At 68.7% G+C, this 15368-nt stretch carries 16 protein-coding genes; 7 read left to right on the forward strand and 9 right to left on the reverse strand.

The window, feature by feature from the left end; all coding sequences use genetic code 11:
* Positions 1-11: 11 nt before the first annotated feature.
* From ABJF88_07295 to ABJF88_07320, 6 genes are all read left to right on the forward strand, one after another.
* Positions 12-1418: a 4Fe-4S dicluster domain-containing protein gene (locus ABJF88_07295; protein ID MEP0546718.1), complete on the forward strand. Its 1407-nt coding sequence runs from the start codon at positions 12-14 to the stop codon at positions 1416-1418.
* A 61-nt stretch (positions 1419-1479) separates the two neighbouring features.
* Positions 1480-1713, forward strand: coding sequence for a hypothetical protein (locus tag ABJF88_07300; GenBank protein MEP0546719.1), 234 nt, complete (start codon positions 1480-1482; stop codon positions 1711-1713).
* Positions 1714-1821: 108 nt separating this feature from the next.
* Positions 1822-2043 carry a hypothetical protein gene (locus tag ABJF88_07305; protein MEP0546720.1) on the forward strand — a complete coding sequence of 74 codons (222 nt, stop codon included), beginning with the start codon at positions 1822-1824 and terminating at the stop codon, positions 2041-2043.
* A gap of 11 nt (positions 2044-2054) precedes the next feature.
* Complete coding sequence (locus tag ABJF88_07310) at positions 2055-2525, forward strand: DUF4864 domain-containing protein (protein ID MEP0546721.1); 471 nt, start codon at positions 2055-2057, stop codon at positions 2523-2525.
* A gap of 67 nt (positions 2526-2592) precedes the next feature.
* Entirely contained in the window at positions 2593-4137 is a 1545-nt protein-coding gene (locus tag ABJF88_07315) for a YifB family Mg chelatase-like AAA ATPase (GenBank protein ID MEP0546722.1), read from the forward strand.
* An 11-nt stretch (positions 4138-4148) separates the two neighbouring features.
* On the forward strand, positions 4149-4700 hold the full coding sequence (locus ABJF88_07320) for a transposase (protein ID MEP0546723.1): 552 nt from the start codon (positions 4149-4151) through the stop codon (positions 4698-4700).
* 12 nt (positions 4701-4712) lie between these two features.
* Here the strand turns inward: ABJF88_07320 and ABJF88_07325 are convergent, their stop codons facing one another.
* The 9 genes from ABJF88_07325 to ABJF88_07365 form a co-directional block, all read right to left on the reverse strand.
* The gene (locus ABJF88_07325) at positions 4713-7424 is read right to left on the reverse strand and encodes a T9SS type A sorting domain-containing protein (protein MEP0546724.1); all 2712 of its coding nucleotides are present in this window, start codon (positions 7422-7424) and stop codon (positions 4713-4715) included.
* Between the two features lie 105 nt (positions 7425-7529).
* A complete protein-coding gene (locus ABJF88_07330) occupies positions 7530-8048 on the reverse strand; it encodes a molybdenum cofactor biosynthesis protein B (GenBank protein ID MEP0546725.1) in 519 nt (172 codons plus the stop codon).
* Positions 8048-8362 carry a membrane protein insertion efficiency factor YidD gene (yidD, locus tag ABJF88_07335; GenBank protein ID MEP0546726.1) on the reverse strand — a complete coding sequence of 105 codons (315 nt, stop codon included), beginning with the start codon at positions 8360-8362 and terminating at the stop codon, positions 8048-8050. Before yidD ends, ABJF88_07330 begins: the two co-directional genes overlap by 1 nt.
* Positions 8363-8468: 106 nt before the next feature.
* Positions 8469-10802 (reverse strand): MMPL family transporter, encoded by a 2334-nt coding sequence (locus ABJF88_07340; GenBank protein ID MEP0546727.1) that lies wholly within the window; start codon positions 10800-10802, stop codon positions 8469-8471.
* Between the two features lie 108 nt (positions 10803-10910).
* Entirely contained in the window at positions 10911-11567 is a 657-nt protein-coding gene (locus ABJF88_07345; GenBank protein ID MEP0546728.1) for an SH3 domain-containing protein, read from the reverse strand.
* 18 nt (positions 11568-11585) lie between these two features.
* Positions 11586-12920 (reverse strand): DUF1302 family protein, encoded by a 1335-nt coding sequence (locus ABJF88_07350; GenBank protein ID MEP0546729.1) that lies wholly within the window; start codon positions 12918-12920, stop codon positions 11586-11588.
* Between the two features lie 5 nt (positions 12921-12925).
* Positions 12926-13153 (reverse strand): hypothetical protein, encoded by a 228-nt coding sequence (locus ABJF88_07355; GenBank protein ID MEP0546730.1) that lies wholly within the window; start codon positions 13151-13153, stop codon positions 12926-12928.
* A 75-nt stretch (positions 13154-13228) separates the two neighbouring features.
* A complete protein-coding gene (locus ABJF88_07360) occupies positions 13229-13759 on the reverse strand; it encodes a hypothetical protein (GenBank protein MEP0546731.1) in 531 nt (176 codons plus the stop codon).
* 71 nt (positions 13760-13830) lie between these two features.
* Positions 13831-14586, reverse strand: a complete 756-nt coding sequence (locus ABJF88_07365; GenBank protein MEP0546732.1) for an outer membrane lipoprotein-sorting protein — start codon at positions 14584-14586, stop codon at positions 13831-13833.
* Between the two features lie 83 nt (positions 14587-14669).
* Between ABJF88_07365 and hisI the strand changes: the two genes are divergently transcribed.
* Positions 14670-15062, forward strand: coding sequence for a phosphoribosyl-AMP cyclohydrolase (hisI, locus tag ABJF88_07370; GenBank protein ID MEP0546733.1), 393 nt, complete (start codon positions 14670-14672; stop codon positions 15060-15062).
* Positions 15063-15368 lie beyond the last annotated feature (306 nt).

Below are 15368 nucleotides of genomic sequence, written 5' to 3' on the forward strand. Positions count from 1 at the left end.
TCCAACCGCTCATGGCTTCGATTCCAGTCTTCAACTCGATCGCCCTCGGCGACAACCCGGCGCACGAGGCGTCGCCCGTGCAGAAGGCAGCGCTCACGGCGTTCGGCCTCGGGCTGCTCGCGGCGCTCGTCGCGCTCTTCAGCGACCTCGGCGCGGCGTACCCGATCCTCATGCTCAGCCTCGTCGGCGCGCTCGTGATTGGCGGGCCGCTCGTGTACTTCTGGGACGAGTACCGCCACCGGCCGCCGGGCATCAAGAACGACGGCATCATGTTTAGCTCGAACATGGCGCGCGGGCTCGTGGGGTGGACGCTCGGGATTGTGCTGACGGGCGGCTACGTGCTGCTCTACTGGTTCCCCGCCACGCTCGACGGGCTGATCCGCGTCGTCGATCCGCTCTCGTACACGCTCACCGGCAACCCGGCGAACCAGTGGTTCCTCTACGGCACGATCTACACCGTGGCCGTCGTCGTGATGGGCGTGCGGGCGATCCTGAAGTACCGCCACAGCCGCTACCAGATCATCCGCACGCTCAGCGTGATGTTCTTCCAGCTCTTCCTCGCGTTCCTCATCCCGCAGCTCCTCGTCCTCTTCAACCAGCCGGAGTTCTACTTCTCGTACTTCTGGCCGCTGAAGTACGACTACCTCTGGCCGGGCACGATCGACTACCTCACCGACGCGAGTGCGCTGGGCTATTTCATGGCGTTCTGGGGTGCCGCGATGATCTTCGTGGCGACGCCGATCCTGACGTACTTCTTCGGGAAGCGGTGGTACTGCTCGTGGGTCTGCGGCTGCGGTGGGCTCGCCGAGACAGCCGGCGACCCGTACCGCCACCTCTCCGACAAGTCGCTCGGGGCGTGGAAGGTCGAGCGGTGGATGATCCACTCCGTCCTCGTCTTCGTCGTCGTGACGACGGCCCTCCTGTGGATCAACTCGGCGACGGAGGGCGGCGTGTTCGGCGGGCTCTCGCAGTCGTTCTCGAAGTGGTACGGGTTCGGGATCGGGCTCGTGTTTTCGGGCGTGGTCGGCGTCGGGTTCTACCCGCTGATGGGGAGCCGGGTGTGGTGCCGGTTCGGCTGCCCGATGGCGGCGATCCTCGGGATGCAGCAGCGGCTCTTCTCCCGCTTCCGCATCACGACGAACGGCGGCCAGTGTATTTCGTGCGGGAATTGCTCGACGTACTGCGAGATGGGGATCGACGTGCGGTGGTACGCGCAGCGCGGGCAGAGCATCATCCGCTCGTCCTGCGTCGGCTGCGGGATCTGCTCGGCCGTGTGCCCGCGCGGCGTGCTGAGCCTGGAGAACGGCCCCCGCGAAGGCCGCTTCGGCGCGCCGACGCTGAACCTGATCAAAGACCTCGACATCCTCGACGCGCCCGGCATCGACGGCCCGGCCGAGCGTCCCACGGCGCGGGTGTAGCGAAACGAGGGGGCTGTCTCTCCGTACGAATCAGCCCAGCCCGCTCAACGACTCGCCTGTGATGCCCGTTTTCTCGCTCCGCCGCTCGCTCACCGTCTTCGCTATCGCTTTCGTCGTGCTGTTCGTCGTGAGCCTGTTGAAGGGGCGGGGGGTTGGGGGCGGGCTCGAATTTGCGGCGCTGTGGTCCGTACTCAGCGCAGCCGTATTCGCGGCGGCGCAGGCGTTTCAGGCTTGGCGGGGCGCGTCGTGCGAGGTCTGCGAAGAGGGGCCTGCCGAGCGGGCAGCCTCGCGGTAGAGACGCAGCATGCTGCGTCTCTACGGTTGGCACCAGGGTTTGCATTGGGCGGGGACCGGCGAGGCGGGCGGGGCGTTAGAGGCGCTCACCCAACCATGCCATCGCCCCATGAAAGAGATCGAACCCCGTCTCACCGTCGCGCGCGCCGCTACGCTCTGGGTCATCTACGCCGTCGTCTTCGCCATCGCCGGCGGCCTCGGCGCGGGCGTTCCCGCCTTCCTGTACGAACTCGTCACGGGCGAGCCGTACGAAGGCATGCTCTACAGCATCATGTTCGCCGTGACAGGCTACATCGGCTACCGCCTCGCCCGCCACGTCACCGGCTGGTAACGACTACCTCCATGCGACGCCTCCTGCCCGTTCTCGCTTTCGCCCTCCTCGCTGTGCCCGCTGCTGCGCAACCCGTCCCCAGCCCAGATCTGACGCCCGAAGAGGTCGTTCGCCTCCAAGTCGAGGCATTGCAGCACAACGACGAGCCCCGGCCCGACGCGGGGATCGAGACGGCATTCCGCTTCGCCTCGCCCAGTAACCGCCGCGCGACGGGTCCGCTCGCACGGTTCGCGGCGATGGTGAAGGGGCCGGTGTACGGCGACATGCTCGGGTTCGAATCGGCGGAGTATGGCGAGATGCGGGTCGAGGGCGACCTCGCCGCACAGCGCGTCACGCTCGTCCAGTCGGACGGCCGCCGCGTGCGCTTCGTCTTCGGCCTCTCGAAGCAGACAGCGGGCAGATGCGCCGGCTGCTGGATGACGGACACGGTCGTACCCGAGCCGATGCCGACGGATCGCGAGAACGGAGTTCGAAGGATCTGAATGCGCAGGGGTTACGGCGATACGCGGGGCGTGTCTTTAGGGGTATTGCCCACCAACGCCCCGCCGCATGCTGTCCCACGTCTGGAGTTCCGCCGTCCTCGGTGTCGATGCGCTCCCCATCGAGATCGAGACGCATATCGAGCCGAACATCCCGAAGTGGACCGTCGTCGGGCTGCCGGACGGGGCGGTGCGTGAGAGCCGCGACCGGGTGTGGGCCGCGCTCAAGAACTCCGGCCTCCCGACGCCGCGCGGGGCCGTCACCGTCAACCTCGCCCCGGCCGACGTGCGGAAGGAGGGCGCGGCGTTCGACCTCCCGATCGCGCTCGGTCTCCTCGCCGCCTCCGGCGGGCCGTTCGATCCGGTGGATCTCGACCGGCTGTTTATCCTCGGCGAGCTCTCGCTCGACGGCTCGCTCCGGCCCGTGCGCGGCGTGCTCCCGATGGCGATCCGCGCCCGGCGCGAGGGGATGCGCGGCGTGATCGTCCCGACCGAGAACGCCGCCGAGGCCGCCGTGGTGGAAGGGCTCGACGTCTATCCCGTAGCAACGCTCCGCGACGCGGTCGCGCTCCTCGCCGACGGCCTCGGCACGCCGTACCGCCGCGACCTCGGCCGCCTCTTCGACGAGGCCCGGCAGTACCCCGTGGATTTCTCCGACGTGCGCGGGCAGGAGCACGTCAAGCGCTCGCTCGAAGTGGCGGCGGCGGGCGGGCACAACGCGCTCCTCGTCGGCCCACCCGGCGCGGGGAAGACGATGCTCGCCCGGCGGATGCCGACGATCCTCCCGCCCCTCAGCGCCGACGAAGCCCTCGAGACGACCTCGATCCACAGCGTCGGCGGCAAGCTCAACGGCGCGGCGCGGCACGGGCTCGTCGCCACGCGGCCGTTCCGCGCGCCGCACCACACGATTTCCGACGCCGGGCTCTGCGGGGGCGGCTCGAACCCGCTCCCCGGCGAGATCTCGCTCGCCCACAACGGCGTGCTCTTCCTCGACGAGCTGCCCGAGTTCCGGCGGCAGGTGCTCGAAGTCCTCCGGCAGCCGCTCGAAGAGGGCCGCATCACGATCGCCCGCGCCCGCGTCAGCGTCGAGTTCCCCGCCCGTTTCATGCTCGTCGCGTCGATGAACCCGTGCCCGTGCGGCCACCTCAACGACCCGACGCGGGCGTGCGTCTGCGCGCCGCCTCAGGTGCAGCGCTACCTCGCCAAGATCAGCGGCCCGCTCATGGACCGGATCGATCTCCACGTAGAGGTCACGCCCGTGCCGTTCGAGGAACTGAACCGACGGGCACCGGGGGAGACGTCGGCGGCGGTGCGCGACCGGGTGATGGCCGCGCGCGCCGTGCAGGCCGCGCGATTCGTCGGCGAGGCTGGGATCTACTGCAATGCGCTGATGGGGTCCCGTCTCGTCCGCCGCCACTGTGCCCTCGACGTGGCGGGGCAGAACCTAATGAAGATGGCGCTCTCGCGCCTCGGCCTCTCGGCGCGCGCCTACGACCGCATCCTCAAAGTCGCCCGCACGATCGCCGACCTCGCCGACGCGGAGTCGATCGCGAGTGAGCACCTCGCAGAAGCCGTGCAGTACCGCTCGCTCGACCGCGGCTGGTGGGGAGGCTAGCCTCGGAACGCATGAGCCTGTACCGGGGCCGATACCGCATCGAGTCCGCGCGCTGGCGCGATCGGGACTACGGCGCGCCGGGGTACTACTTCGTCACGATCTGCACGAAGGGTTCGTTCTTCGGTGAGATCTTCCGAGACGGGACGATGTGGCTGTCGGCGGCCGGAATCGAGGCCGCGCGGTACTGGACCGCGATCCCTCGGCACGTCCCGCACGTCATCCCCGATGCTTTTATCGTGATGCCTGACCACGTCCACGGCATTGTCGCCATCGCGGCGACGGACCCGACCGCGGCGACGGACCCGACCGTAGAGACGCAGCACACTGCGTCTCTACGCCAGCGTGGGGGGATGGCACCTCCGTTACAACAGGGCTCCCTCCCCGTGATCGTCAGGAGTTACAAATCCGCCGTCACTCGGTGGGCACGGCAGAACGGGGATCTGGAGTTCGCGTGGCAGGAGCGGTATCACGACCGCGTGATTCGGTCGGAGCGGGAGCTGGAGAACGTCCGCCGGTACATCGCCGAGAACCCGCTGCGGTGGAGCGGCAGGCGAGATGTGTGAGGTTGTACAGCGTCATCGCACGAGCAGCACCTTCGTCGCCTGCCGCTGCCTGTCGGCTTCGAGGACGACGAAGTAGACGCCCGTCGCGAGGTGGGACCCGTCGAGCGTCGCCCGGTGCGAGCCCGCCGCCACGTCGCCGTCGACGAGCGTCGTCACCCGCCGCCCGAGCACGTCGAAGACGGAGAGCCGGACGGGGCCGGGGCGCTCGACCTCGAACGGGATCGTCGTCGCCCGCGAGAACGGGTTCGGGAAGGCAGCGCCGAGCGTGAATGCTTGCGGGGCTGTCGGCGCGTCGTCTTCGGCGTCGACGAAGAGCGGCTCGTTCGAATCGAAGCGGATCACGGTCCCGGCCGGCGGCGTGGTGCCGTCGCCAGCGAGGTCGGCGAAGACGATGCCTTCGAGCCCACCGATCGGGCCGACGAAGCGGCCACTACCGCCGCGGTAACAGAAGTCAGCGTAGAACCGCTGGCTCAGGCACGGCTGCCCGTTACCGGGGTAGTTGTCGATCTGCTCGTCGCCGTCGTTCTCCGGGTCGTAGGTCGAGCCTGCCCCACCGAAGCCGTTTGCCGCTGCTTCGAACAAGGCGTAACCGTTTGGCCGGTCGGGCATCACGCCGATCACGCGCTGCGTTACGGGAAGCACGAGGGTGTCGCCCCGCGCGATCACGTCCTGCTCGGCGGGGAACGTGTCGGCCCATTCGGCAGCGGGCTCCGTACCGTCGAGCGGGCGGAGGAGCGGGATCATGCGGACGTCGTCGTCGGGGACGTCTTCGGCGAGGCGGCCCACGTTCCACAATTCGAAGGGCACGCTCACGATGAGGTTGTCGGGGGTGAAGGGGAGGACGGAGGCGTAGATGCCGAGGCAGGCGCCGGGTGTGGCACAGGTCTCGGTAAAGCGGATCTCGAAGTCGTCCGGGGTGGAGACGAAAAGGTCGCGGAAGAGGTCAACGCGGCTGTTGCCTGGATTGGTGAGGACGTAGTCGCCCGTGCTGTTCGGATCGAGCCAGACGGTGTTGCCGGGGTAGCCGGCGGCGCAGCCGGGGTCGGAGGCGTCGGCGCAGACCTCGGCGCCGGGGTAGGCCGTCTCGATGAGGCCCGTGCCGCGGCCGTAGTCGTCGGCTTCGAAGCGGTAGGTCTGGAAGGAGCGAGCGGACGAACGGAAGCTGTGCTCCAGCCCGGCCGTGGCCTGCACGCGCCAGTAGTACGTCGTGACCTCGTTCGGGGGCGGAGACACGCCCGCCGTCGTTCCCGAGACGAACCGGGTGTTGCCGTTGGAGAACGCCGGGTCGGTGGCGACGTCGAGCCGGTATCCTTCCGCTCCCGGCACGGCGGTCCAACTCAGAACTGCGCCGCCCACGATGAACGCCCCGTCGGCGGGCGCGAGCAGGTCGGGCGTGGCGAGTCCGCCCGGCGGCGGCGCGGCGGAACCGGACGCGAAGAGGGTACCGCCGTTGTAGCGAGCTTGCACAGCGTCCGAAACCGCTTTGAGCGCCGTCACCGAGTCGAGGTTGTCGGCACCCTGCGCGAAGAGAATCGCGATGTCGAACGTGCGGCGCTCGCCGGGCGCGAGGGCAAAGGCCTCGGAGGCGATGATGTGGCGGCGGTCGCCGGGAGCATTATCCGCTCCGGTGCCGTCGATGTTCACCTCGCTCCAGAACTGCTCGGTGACGGGGTCGCCGGGGAATGCCCACTGCGTGACGGGGCCGTCGGTCATGTAGCCATCGCCGCCCTCCGTCAGCGGCGTGCCGTCGCGCCACATCGCTCGGAGGTAGTTGTAGATCTCGGGGCCATTGGTCGGATCCGATGTTGGACAGCCAGTGCATTTCGCGATGTACATCGAGATACCGGTGCCGGTGAGCAAGTCGAAGCCTGCGGCGGGTGGCATCGTCCCATAGCCGCCGCCAAGCCCGCCGCGGTCGTCGTTGTCGGCGTTGTAGACGAACGCCATCCCCCGCGTCGAGTCGCTCCCGACGTAGTCGTCGGCGGGGTCGCCGAGGTCGGCGTCGACGAAGAGCCCGAAGCGAGCGGCTTCGAACGGCTGATCGTTCCGGTTGACGACCTCGTAGCGGTAGATGGTTTGCTGTTCCAACTCGGCATCCAGTGAGGCGAAGGCCGTCACGCGGACCTCCACCCCGATCGGTTCGGTGAGCGAGTTCGTGTGCTCGTTGCCCACGTCGTTCATCACCCAGAACGCCGTCTGGTGGCCGTAGATCTCGGGCCGGTCGCCGCCTTCGAGGTTGTAGTTCCCCTCCACGCCGTCGCCGTCGATGACGGGCGCGCCGAGCGCGACGGGCCAGTGGAGGAGGTCGCCGGTCGCCTCGCCCGTCGCTTCGTACAGCGAGAGGTCGAAGGCATCGATCAGCCAGATGCGGTCGAAGCTGGAGCAGTCCTCGTCGGGGAGCGAGCCGCCTTCGTCGAGCGGCCCCGGCCAGAACTCGAAGTCGTCGTAGGTCGCGCCCGCTATCCGCAGGTCGCCTCCGATCGTCCCCCCGATCCAGATCCCGGCCGCAAAGATGGGAGATTTGCCCGAGCCCTTCGGAGCGATGTAGCCCTCGCCGCTGAAGGTGCCATTCCCGAAGAAGAGACTGCCCGTGTTGAAGAGGCGGGCATCGACGTCGGCGATGTTGAGGTTAGCAGACGCGGTGCCGAGCGCGCAGTCGGCGGGCGTCTGGGCCGCGAGCGGGAGCGCGAAGAGGAGCAGGAAGAGCGTAGCGAAGAGGCGCATGGGGAGGGGAGCAGGAGGATGGGCTACGCACCCACAGTACACAGCGCGTCGCCAGAACCTCAAGGGGGGCGGCCGATTTGCCCTAACTCGCGTAGAGGCGACTACCTATCGCTGGCGCAGGATCTCCCACACGAGGTGCCGCAGTTCGGGCACGATCAGCCGGTCTGCGGCGAGGCGCACGGCGGCCTGCGAGCCGGGGCAGCAGAACAGCAGCGTCTCACGCCCCGCCCCGCCGTAGACGCCCGCCGTCGCCCGCGAGAGCATCGCCCCCGCCCCGATCTCCTCGAACGACAGCATTCGGAACAGCTCGCCGAAGCCGGGGAGCGCTTTGACGATGAGCGACTCGGCGACTTCCACCGTCGTGTCCCGTCGCGCGATCCCCGTCCCGCCCGTCGTCACGGCGACCTCAACGGTACCGGCCCACGCGTCGAGCGTCGCGCGGATCGCTTCCGCGTCGTCGCGGACGATAGCGTAGTGGGCGACGGCGTGACCGGCCTCGGTCAGCCGTTGGCGGAGGAGGGCACCGCTCGTGTCCGTGTCCAGCGTCCGCGTGTCGGAGACGGTGAGGATGGCGCAGGTGACGGACGTGTCCTTCGACCGCTCGGCGTGCTCGGCGTATCCCATCAGGGTTCGGCAGAATGGTGGGAGCACGCGGCGTCGTGCGCGGCGGCATCGGCGCGGGCCTGCGTGCGGAGCGGCTCGCCGAACCAGCGCGGCGGGTCGTAGCCGTGGCCGCCCCACGGGTTGCACCGGAGGATGCGCCACACGGCGAGCACCGTCCCGCGCACGGCTCCGTACTCGCGGAGGGCAAGGAGGGCGTACTGCGAGCACGTCGGTGTGAAGCGGCAGCTCGCCGGGAAGTGGGGCGAGATCGCGAGCTGGTAGAACCGGACGATTCCGACGAGCGCACGACGCGGAACGGAGCCGATCTCCCGCAAGGCGCGAACGTAGAGACGCCCCGCTGGGGCGTCTGCCGCCGGGGCATCTGCCTGCTTTGTCGCTGAGGAATCGTCGGGTTGCATAGTCCGGCTACAACGCCCGAGGCTACGCCGCGATCCGGTCCGTCGCCACCGCTGCATCGGGCGCATCCACCTGAGGCAGCGCAGCGATCTTCGGCTTCATCAGGTGCAGCAGCGCGGGCAGCAGGAAGAGGTCGGCGAAGACGGCGAGGACGACGGTCGTAGAGACGAGGAGGCCCATGTACGTCGTGCTCTGGAAGACGCTCGTGGTCAGCACGATGAAGCCGCCGAAGAGGATGAGCGAGGTCAGCAGCACGGCCTTGCCCGTGCCCAGAATGGTGACGGTGAGCGCGGCGCGGAACGGGACGCCGGCCTGCATCTCCTGCCGTAGCCGCGCCAGCATGTGGATCGAGTCGTCCACGGCGATGCCGAAGGCGATCGAGAAGATGACGGCCGTGGCGGGCTTGATCTCGATGCCGACGAACCCCATCAGCCCGGCGATGAGCAGGAGGGGGACGACGTTGGGGACGAGGGAGATCACGACGAGCTTGACGTCGCGGAACAGGAAGCCCATCAGGAGGGAGATGAACACGAACGCGAGGCCGATGGACAGCAGCAGGCTCTCGACGAGGTAGTCCGACAGCCCCGCCGCGAGCACGATCGTCCCCGTCTGCGTGGCCTCGACGTCCGGCGGCAGCGTCGTGGCGAGGAACGCGTCGAAGCGCTCGCGGAACGCCTTGATCTCGGCCGAGCCGACGTCGTTCATCATCGCGCTGATGCGGACCTCGCCGTAGTCGAAGTCGACGAACCGGCGGAGCGTGGCCTCATCGGTGAGTTCGAGCAGGAAGAAGTACTGCGCGGCGAGATCGGCCGACTCGGGCAAGCGGTACGCCTCGGCGGAGTCGCCGCGCATCGCCCGGTTGAGCTGCTTGAGGAGGTCGGCGGGGGAGACGACGCGCTTGACGGCGGGCTCGGCGAGGAGGTAATTCTCCACCTCAGCAACGGTCCTCAGTAGCGCCGGGTCTTTGAAGGCGTCGGGCTCGCTCGCGGTGAGGACGGTCTCGAACCGGAACGGCGAGACGATGTGGTCCTCGAAAAACCGGATGTCCTGGTAGACCTGCGTGCGCGGGCCGAGGTCGTCGTTGATGTACGAGTTGACACGGAGTTGCAGCGCGCCGACGAGCCCGATCCCGCAGATGACGAGGGTGGCGACGACGATCCCCTTCGCGTGGCGCTCGGTGAAGGCGTCGACCCATTGGAGACTGCGCGTGAAGCCTCCGAGGCTGAGGCGCTTGATTTGCTTCTCGGTCGGCGGTTTCGTCCACAGCAGGACCGTCGCGATGAGGGCGACGGAGATGACGAGCGTGAGCATCACGCCGAGCGCGGTGAACGCGCCGAACCGCTTCATCGGGACGACCTGCGACGTGGCGAGCGTGCCGAAGCCGATGGCCGTCGTGACGCTCGTCAGCAGGGTCGCCGCGCCGAGGCGGACGACCATCTGCCGGATCGCCGCGCGCTTGTCGAGCGTGAGGAGGCCGTCGTAGTACTTCGCCAGCAGGTGCAGCGAGTCGGCGACGGCGACGACGAGGATGATGGCGGCGAGCGTGCTCGTGAGCACGTCGATGGGGTTGCCGAGCAGCATCATCGCCGCGATCGTCCACAGCAGCCCGAGCCACACAACGACGAGGGGGATCACGACGCCGCGCACGTTTCGGAACATCCAGATCAGCACGAGCACGATCACGAGCGAGGCGAGCCCGACCGAGCGGACGACCTCGAACTGGAGCATCGTCACGTACGCGTTGCGGAGGTACGGGTAGCCCGACCAGCGGTAGGTGTAACGCTCGGAGAACGGCGCGAGCGCGGCCTCGGCCGCGTCGATGATGGCGCCGCGCGTGTCGTAGCTGTTGAGCTCCGGCCGGATGCGGATGAAGAGCGCCGTCGCCGTGCCCTCACGGTTGACGACGTAGCCCGTCGCGAGCGAGTCGCCCTGCACGCTCGCCTCGATCGCCCGCAGCGAATCGGGGTGGTCGACGATCTCGCCGACGAGGGGGGCGACCTCGATCCCGTCGAACGTCCCGCGCAGGTTCTCCACCGACGTCACCGACGCGACCTCCTCGACGCCGTCGATGGCTTCGAGCGCGGCGGTCATCGCGCGGAGGTCGCGGAGCGTCTCGTACGCGAACACGTCATCGGCCTCGAAGCCGACGACGATGAAGGCGTCGTCGGGCTCGTACGCCTCGGTGAACGTCTTGTACTCCTGGATCGTCGGGTCCTCGGCCGGGAGGAAGTTCTCGAGGTTGTAGTCGAAGCGGACGCCGCCGGTGACGAGGTAGAGCCCGGCCGCGATCGAAATCACGACGAGCGCGGCCATGACGACGCGCGGATGGCGGAGAATGAAGTCGGCGACGCGCTGCATGCGGGGCGGGAAGGTGAACGAAGCGGCGGGGTTAACGCGGGGCCCTCGCGTCGGGTCTTGAATCAACCGGGAATAGATCGCGGGTCGGGCCGGTTAGCGCCGTACCGCTCAGTCCCCGGCGATGAAGAACGTGATCCGCCAGCGCCCGTCCTCGCGGACGAACCCCATCCGGTAACCGATGGGGCTGCGGACATAGCGCGCGGCGACGAATCCCGTGCGGCCGTCGGCAAGCGTGACGGCGCGCCATCCCTCGGGCACACCCGCTTCGTAGGGCGTCGGGACGAGGGCGAAGGTGAGCGCCGTCAGCACCTCGGCCGTCGTGTCAGGTGCGGCGCGCACGCGGACATGCTCTCCGACGATGGCCCCGTGCTCGAATACGTCGAGCGAGTCCGGCCACGTGCCGAACACGTAGGGCACGGTCGCGGACGGAAGCCGGTCCCCTTCGCCCGGATCGTACAGGCTGCCGAGCGCGACCGTCCGCGTCAGCACCGTCCACACGTCCTCGTCTTCGTAGCGAGACTCGGCGAGCCAGAGCCTGCGGAATCCCTCGATGCCCTCGTCGCCGCCGAAGCTGAGTTTCGCAGTCGGGTCGAGTGCATCCAGCACGAACGACGTGTCGCGAGCCTGCGCCGCTTCGAGCAGTCGCGCGCGGAACAGCACGAACGACGGGTCGGTGGCGGCCTCGTCCACGGGCAGCAGCGTCCCGACTTGCGCGGTCGCGGGAACGGTGAGGAGCAGGAGGGAAGCGAAGACGAAGAAGCGCATTGAGATGTCCCTCGGGGGTCAGAAGCTGTAGGCGACGCGGAGGTAGACGAAGTCGTTGGCGTCGTACGTGGCGAACGAGAAGGCGGGCTCGCGGAGGAGGCCGGCGAGGTCGGCCGGGTCGCCGCCGGGGCCGCCGAAGAGTTGGAGGCCGACCGTCGCGTTGAGCGCGTCGCGGACGGCGTACGTCAGCGACGGGTTGAGCCAGTAGTCGGCGCCGAGGTTGTAGAACAGGAGCGCCTGCGCGGTGACGGTCTGGCGCCGGAAGCTCCCATTCCAGAACGCGGTGAGCGAGGCCTCGAACCGATCCTGCGCCACGCGCTCGTCGTAGTCGAACACGAGGCTCCCGATGCCCTGCACGCGGAAAAGCTGCGCGCCGAACGCCCGCTCCGCCCCGAGGGCGATCTGCCCGAACGGCTTCTCGATGAGGAAGCCGCGCTGTACGGCATCGACGAAGTCAGGATCGGTCAGCCCGCCGAGCGAGGTCGGGACCTCGATGGGCTGGTCGAAGAGGTACGTCGTGTGAAACGCCGCCTCGCCGCGCAGCACGACGGGGTCGAGCGCGAGCGTCTCGAACGTCAGCCCGAAGACCTGCCGCCGCTCGTAGGTCGGAACGATGTCGATGTCGGCGCGCAGCGGGTTCGTCGCGACGCGCAGCTGTTTGCGGAACGCGGGTAGCCGGTTGAAGCCGTTGATCCAGAGTAGCGCCACGTCGGTTCGGTCGATGCCGGCATACGTCACGCGGAGCGCTGTCTCCGCCCCGCGCAGCGTCGAGTCCTGCGCCGCCGGCTCGGTGATCGAGATTGGCACGCCGAACACGTCGGGCGGGAGGGGATACCACGGCGAGCCTCGCTCCGGTAGCCGCGTCATCGGTCGGCGGGGGATGGCGACGCCGGTGACGCGCCAGTCGCCGGCGTAGAGCGTCGCGTTCGCCGCCGTCACGCCGAGGCGGAGGTCGTCGAACGGCTGGGCGAGGAACTCCGTGAGGTCGAGCGGGGCGAGGAGGTCGGTGACGAACGTGCCGTCGGTCTTGCCCCACACGATAAGCTGGCGGCCGAGCCGGAGGTCGACGCGGGAAAAAAAGACGTCGATGTATGCCTCGCGGAGGTCGCCGTCGAGCCGCTCGCCGAGGGCGTCGTAGTCCAGCCGGGGTCGGAGGACGATCCGCCCGCGGTCGTAGTCGAACCCGAGCAGCACCTCGGCGCGGTTGCGGACGGTGAGGAAGTCGGGCGACTCGGCGAGGCGTAGCCCGGCGTAGAACTGGTACGAGCCGCCGAGGCTCAACCGGTCGTCGAACTGGGCGCGCGCGGGCGCGGCTACGAGGAACGCGAAGAGGAGGGTGAGGAGGGGGCGCACGGGGGTTACGAGCCGGAGCGCCTCTTCACGAGGAAGGGGAAGAGGAGGAAGAGGATGCCGAACGCGAGATACGGCATGTTCCACTCGCCGTGCCTCGTGAAGTCGATGCCAAAGGCGGTGAGGAACAGCACGCCCGCGAGCACGCCGAGCACGTTCGCCACCACCCGGATCGCGCCCGCCGATGCGGCGGAAGCGTCCGAGGCAGGCTGGTCTTCGGGGTTCGAGTTCGTCATGGCGTGGGGGCGGGCTGCGGGAAGATAGACACGGCAGGGCGAGCCGCCGGACCCCAAACAGGACCGCACGGGCGGTCAGCGCGCGAGGTTGAAGCCGACGAGCAGGCTCAGGCGGACGCCGTCGCCGGAGAGCACGGCGGACACGTTCAGCGGGATGTTGAGCCCGCCGTATTGCTGCGTCAGCCCCGCCGCGACGACGTACGCCGCGCCGCCGAGCGATACGTTCGGCCCGAGCCCGGCCTCGACGCCGGACGCCGTGCGGAGCCCGACGAGGAAGCTGAAGCTGGGGAGGAAGAGCCCCTGCTCCAGCCCGCCGATGAGCGGCACGAACTCGCTGACGCCGCTGAGCCCCGTGTCGGCGACGAACAGCCGTGTCTCGAACTGCCACCCGAACTGCGTGATGACAGGGGACGCGTCGAGGCCGTCACCGAACTCCTCATTGAGCCGGTCGACGAGGTCGCCGGAGAGGTAGGTGATGCCGAAGCGAGGGCCGGAGAGCTTGAGCGGCTCCGTCGAAACGCTGGCGGCGCTGGAATCCGGGCCCGGTTGGGCGGAGACGGCGGCAGCGCCGAGCAGGGCGGCGAAGAGAACGAAGGCGAGGCGCATAGGGGACGAAGATTGGCGGCGTTAGAATGCGCCCCAATAAACGGCCGCCGCCTCGCCCGAACAACACCGATTTAGCGCAACCCGCGCTGGAGCTGACGCTCGGTGAAGAGGTCGTCGCGGAGCGCGGCACCGGTCTCGCGGTCGGAGAAGGTGAGGACGGTGCGGCGGTCGGCCTGTACGTCCTCCATCACCATGCGGTTGGCGCGCCACGCGCCGGGCACGGCCTCGGCGAAGTCCGTCGCCGTCAGCACCTTCGCGAGTTCGTTGCTGCGGTCGAAGTGCTCGGCCCGCTCGACGACATAGCGCTGGCGGTCCACGGTAAGCACGATCCGGCTGTACTTCGAGTCGCTGTCCTTCGGCCGGGCCTCGAACACGAACGCATCCGGCGTCGTCTCGACCATGTTCACGGTGTACTGGTCGGGGTCGCGGGTGCCGAGGTCTTCGTACGTGAAGTCGCTGCCGGCGAAGCGCTCGCCACGCTTCGAGCCGGCGATGCGCTGGACGCGGCCGAGCGCGGGGAGGTAGAGCTTTTGCTCGTCGCCGCCGTCCGCCTCCACGGTGAGCAGGCCCGTTCCCCGGATGTCGGCGGGGCCGGTGAACATGAGGATCGACTTCGCCCGGTCGTCGCTGCCGACCTTCGTGCGGAGGTCCATCGACCGCGTGCGGGTGCGGCCTCGTTCATCTACGATCTCCATGCGGATCGAGGCCGCCTCGGAGGTGATGAGGTTCTGCCGGCGCTCGACCTCGTCGAACACATCGGACGCCGAGGTCTGGGCGGAGACGGCGAGTGGAGAGAGGGCGAGGAGGAGGGCGAGGAGCGTCTTCATCACGTATTGCGGAAACGGGATCGGGGGCGGGTCGTTATGCGGGTCCCTATACGCAACTCCCGAACCAAAGACCCCGACTCAGCATGGACGTGCAGCCCCTTCTCGAAAAGGTCAAATACGACGCCAACGGACTCGTCAGCGCGATCGCGCAAGATCATCGCACGGGCCGCGTGCTCATGCTGGCGTACATGAATGAGGACACGCTGCGGCAGACGCTGGAGACGGGGAGGATGACGTACTGGAGCCGCTCGCGCCAGAAGGTGTGGGTGAAGGGCGAGACGAGCGGGAACGTGCAGCACGTGAAAGCCGCCTACGTCGACTGTGACGGAGACGCGCTCCTGTTCGAGATCGAGCAGGTCGGGGACGCCGCCTGCCACACGGGCCACACGTCGTGTTTCTACCGCCGCGTCGAGGACGGCACCTTGACGGAGACGGAGCCGCCGGTCTTCGACGCCGAGGTGGTGTACGGCAAGTAGCAGCCCTCACATCACGACAACGGGCGACCGGGAGTCTATCCCGGTCGCCCGTTGTTTTTGCTCGCAACGCAGCGGCGTAAACGCAGCGGCGCCCCCACCCGGGGAGGGGTGGGGGCGCCGCCGGCTCGGACCGCCGAAGCCGTCCGGGCCTAGCCCTACCGAGGTGCTAGCGCACGAGCGACACCTTCATCGTCTTCGCGTAGCTCCCCGCCTGGATCCGGTAGAGGTACACCCCGGAGGCGAGCGAGCGCGCGTCCCACTGCGCCTCGTAGCGCCCGGCCGCCTGCTCGGCGTCCACCAGCGTCG

Source organism: Rhodothermales bacterium (assembly GCA_039944855.1).
Classification (GTDB): domain Bacteria; phylum Bacteroidota; class Rhodothermia; order Rhodothermales; family JANQRZ01; genus JBBSMX01.

Excerpts from the sequence above, each read along its gene's own strand:
- ABJF88_07300 (MEP0546719.1), top strand. The coding sequence starts at position 1,480 with ATGCCCGTTTTCTCGCTCCGCCGCTCGCTCACCGTCTTCGCTATCGCT.
- ABJF88_07345 (MEP0546728.1), bottom strand. The coding sequence starts at position 11,567 with ATGCGCTTCTTCGTCTTCGCTTCCCTCCTGCTCCTCACCGTTCCCGCG.
- ABJF88_07355 (MEP0546730.1), bottom strand. The coding sequence starts at position 13,153 with ATGACGAACTCGAACCCCGAAGACCAGCCTGCCTCGGACGCTTCCGCC.
- hisI (MEP0546733.1), top strand. The coding sequence starts at position 14,670 with ATGGACGTGCAGCCCCTTCTCGAAAAGGTCAAATACGACGCCAACGGA.
- ABJF88_07365 (MEP0546732.1), bottom strand. The coding sequence starts at position 14,586 with ATGAAGACGCTCCTCGCCCTCCTCCTCGCCCTCTCTCCACTCGCCGTC.
- ABJF88_07320 (MEP0546723.1), top strand. The coding sequence starts at position 4,149 with ATGAGCCTGTACCGGGGCCGATACCGCATCGAGTCCGCGCGCTGGCGC.
- ABJF88_07315 (MEP0546722.1), top strand. The coding sequence starts at position 2,593 with ATGCTGTCCCACGTCTGGAGTTCCGCCGTCCTCGGTGTCGATGCGCTC.
- ABJF88_07295 (MEP0546718.1), top strand. The coding sequence starts at position 12 with ATGGCTTCGATTCCAGTCTTCAACTCGATCGCCCTCGGCGACAACCCG.
- ABJF88_07360 (MEP0546731.1), bottom strand. The coding sequence starts at position 13,759 with ATGCGCCTCGCCTTCGTTCTCTTCGCCGCCCTGCTCGGCGCTGCCGCC.
- ABJF88_07310 (MEP0546721.1), top strand. The coding sequence starts at position 2,055 with ATGCGACGCCTCCTGCCCGTTCTCGCTTTCGCCCTCCTCGCTGTGCCC.
- ABJF88_07330 (MEP0546725.1), bottom strand. The coding sequence starts at position 8,048 with ATGGGATACGCCGAGCACGCCGAGCGGTCGAAGGACACGTCCGTCACC.
- ABJF88_07325 (MEP0546724.1), bottom strand. The coding sequence starts at position 7,424 with ATGCGCCTCTTCGCTACGCTCTTCCTGCTCCTCTTCGCGCTCCCGCTC.
- ABJF88_07305 (MEP0546720.1), top strand. The coding sequence starts at position 1,822 with ATGAAAGAGATCGAACCCCGTCTCACCGTCGCGCGCGCCGCTACGCTC.
- ABJF88_07340 (MEP0546727.1), bottom strand. The coding sequence starts at position 10,802 with ATGCAGCGCGTCGCCGACTTCATTCTCCGCCATCCGCGCGTCGTCATG.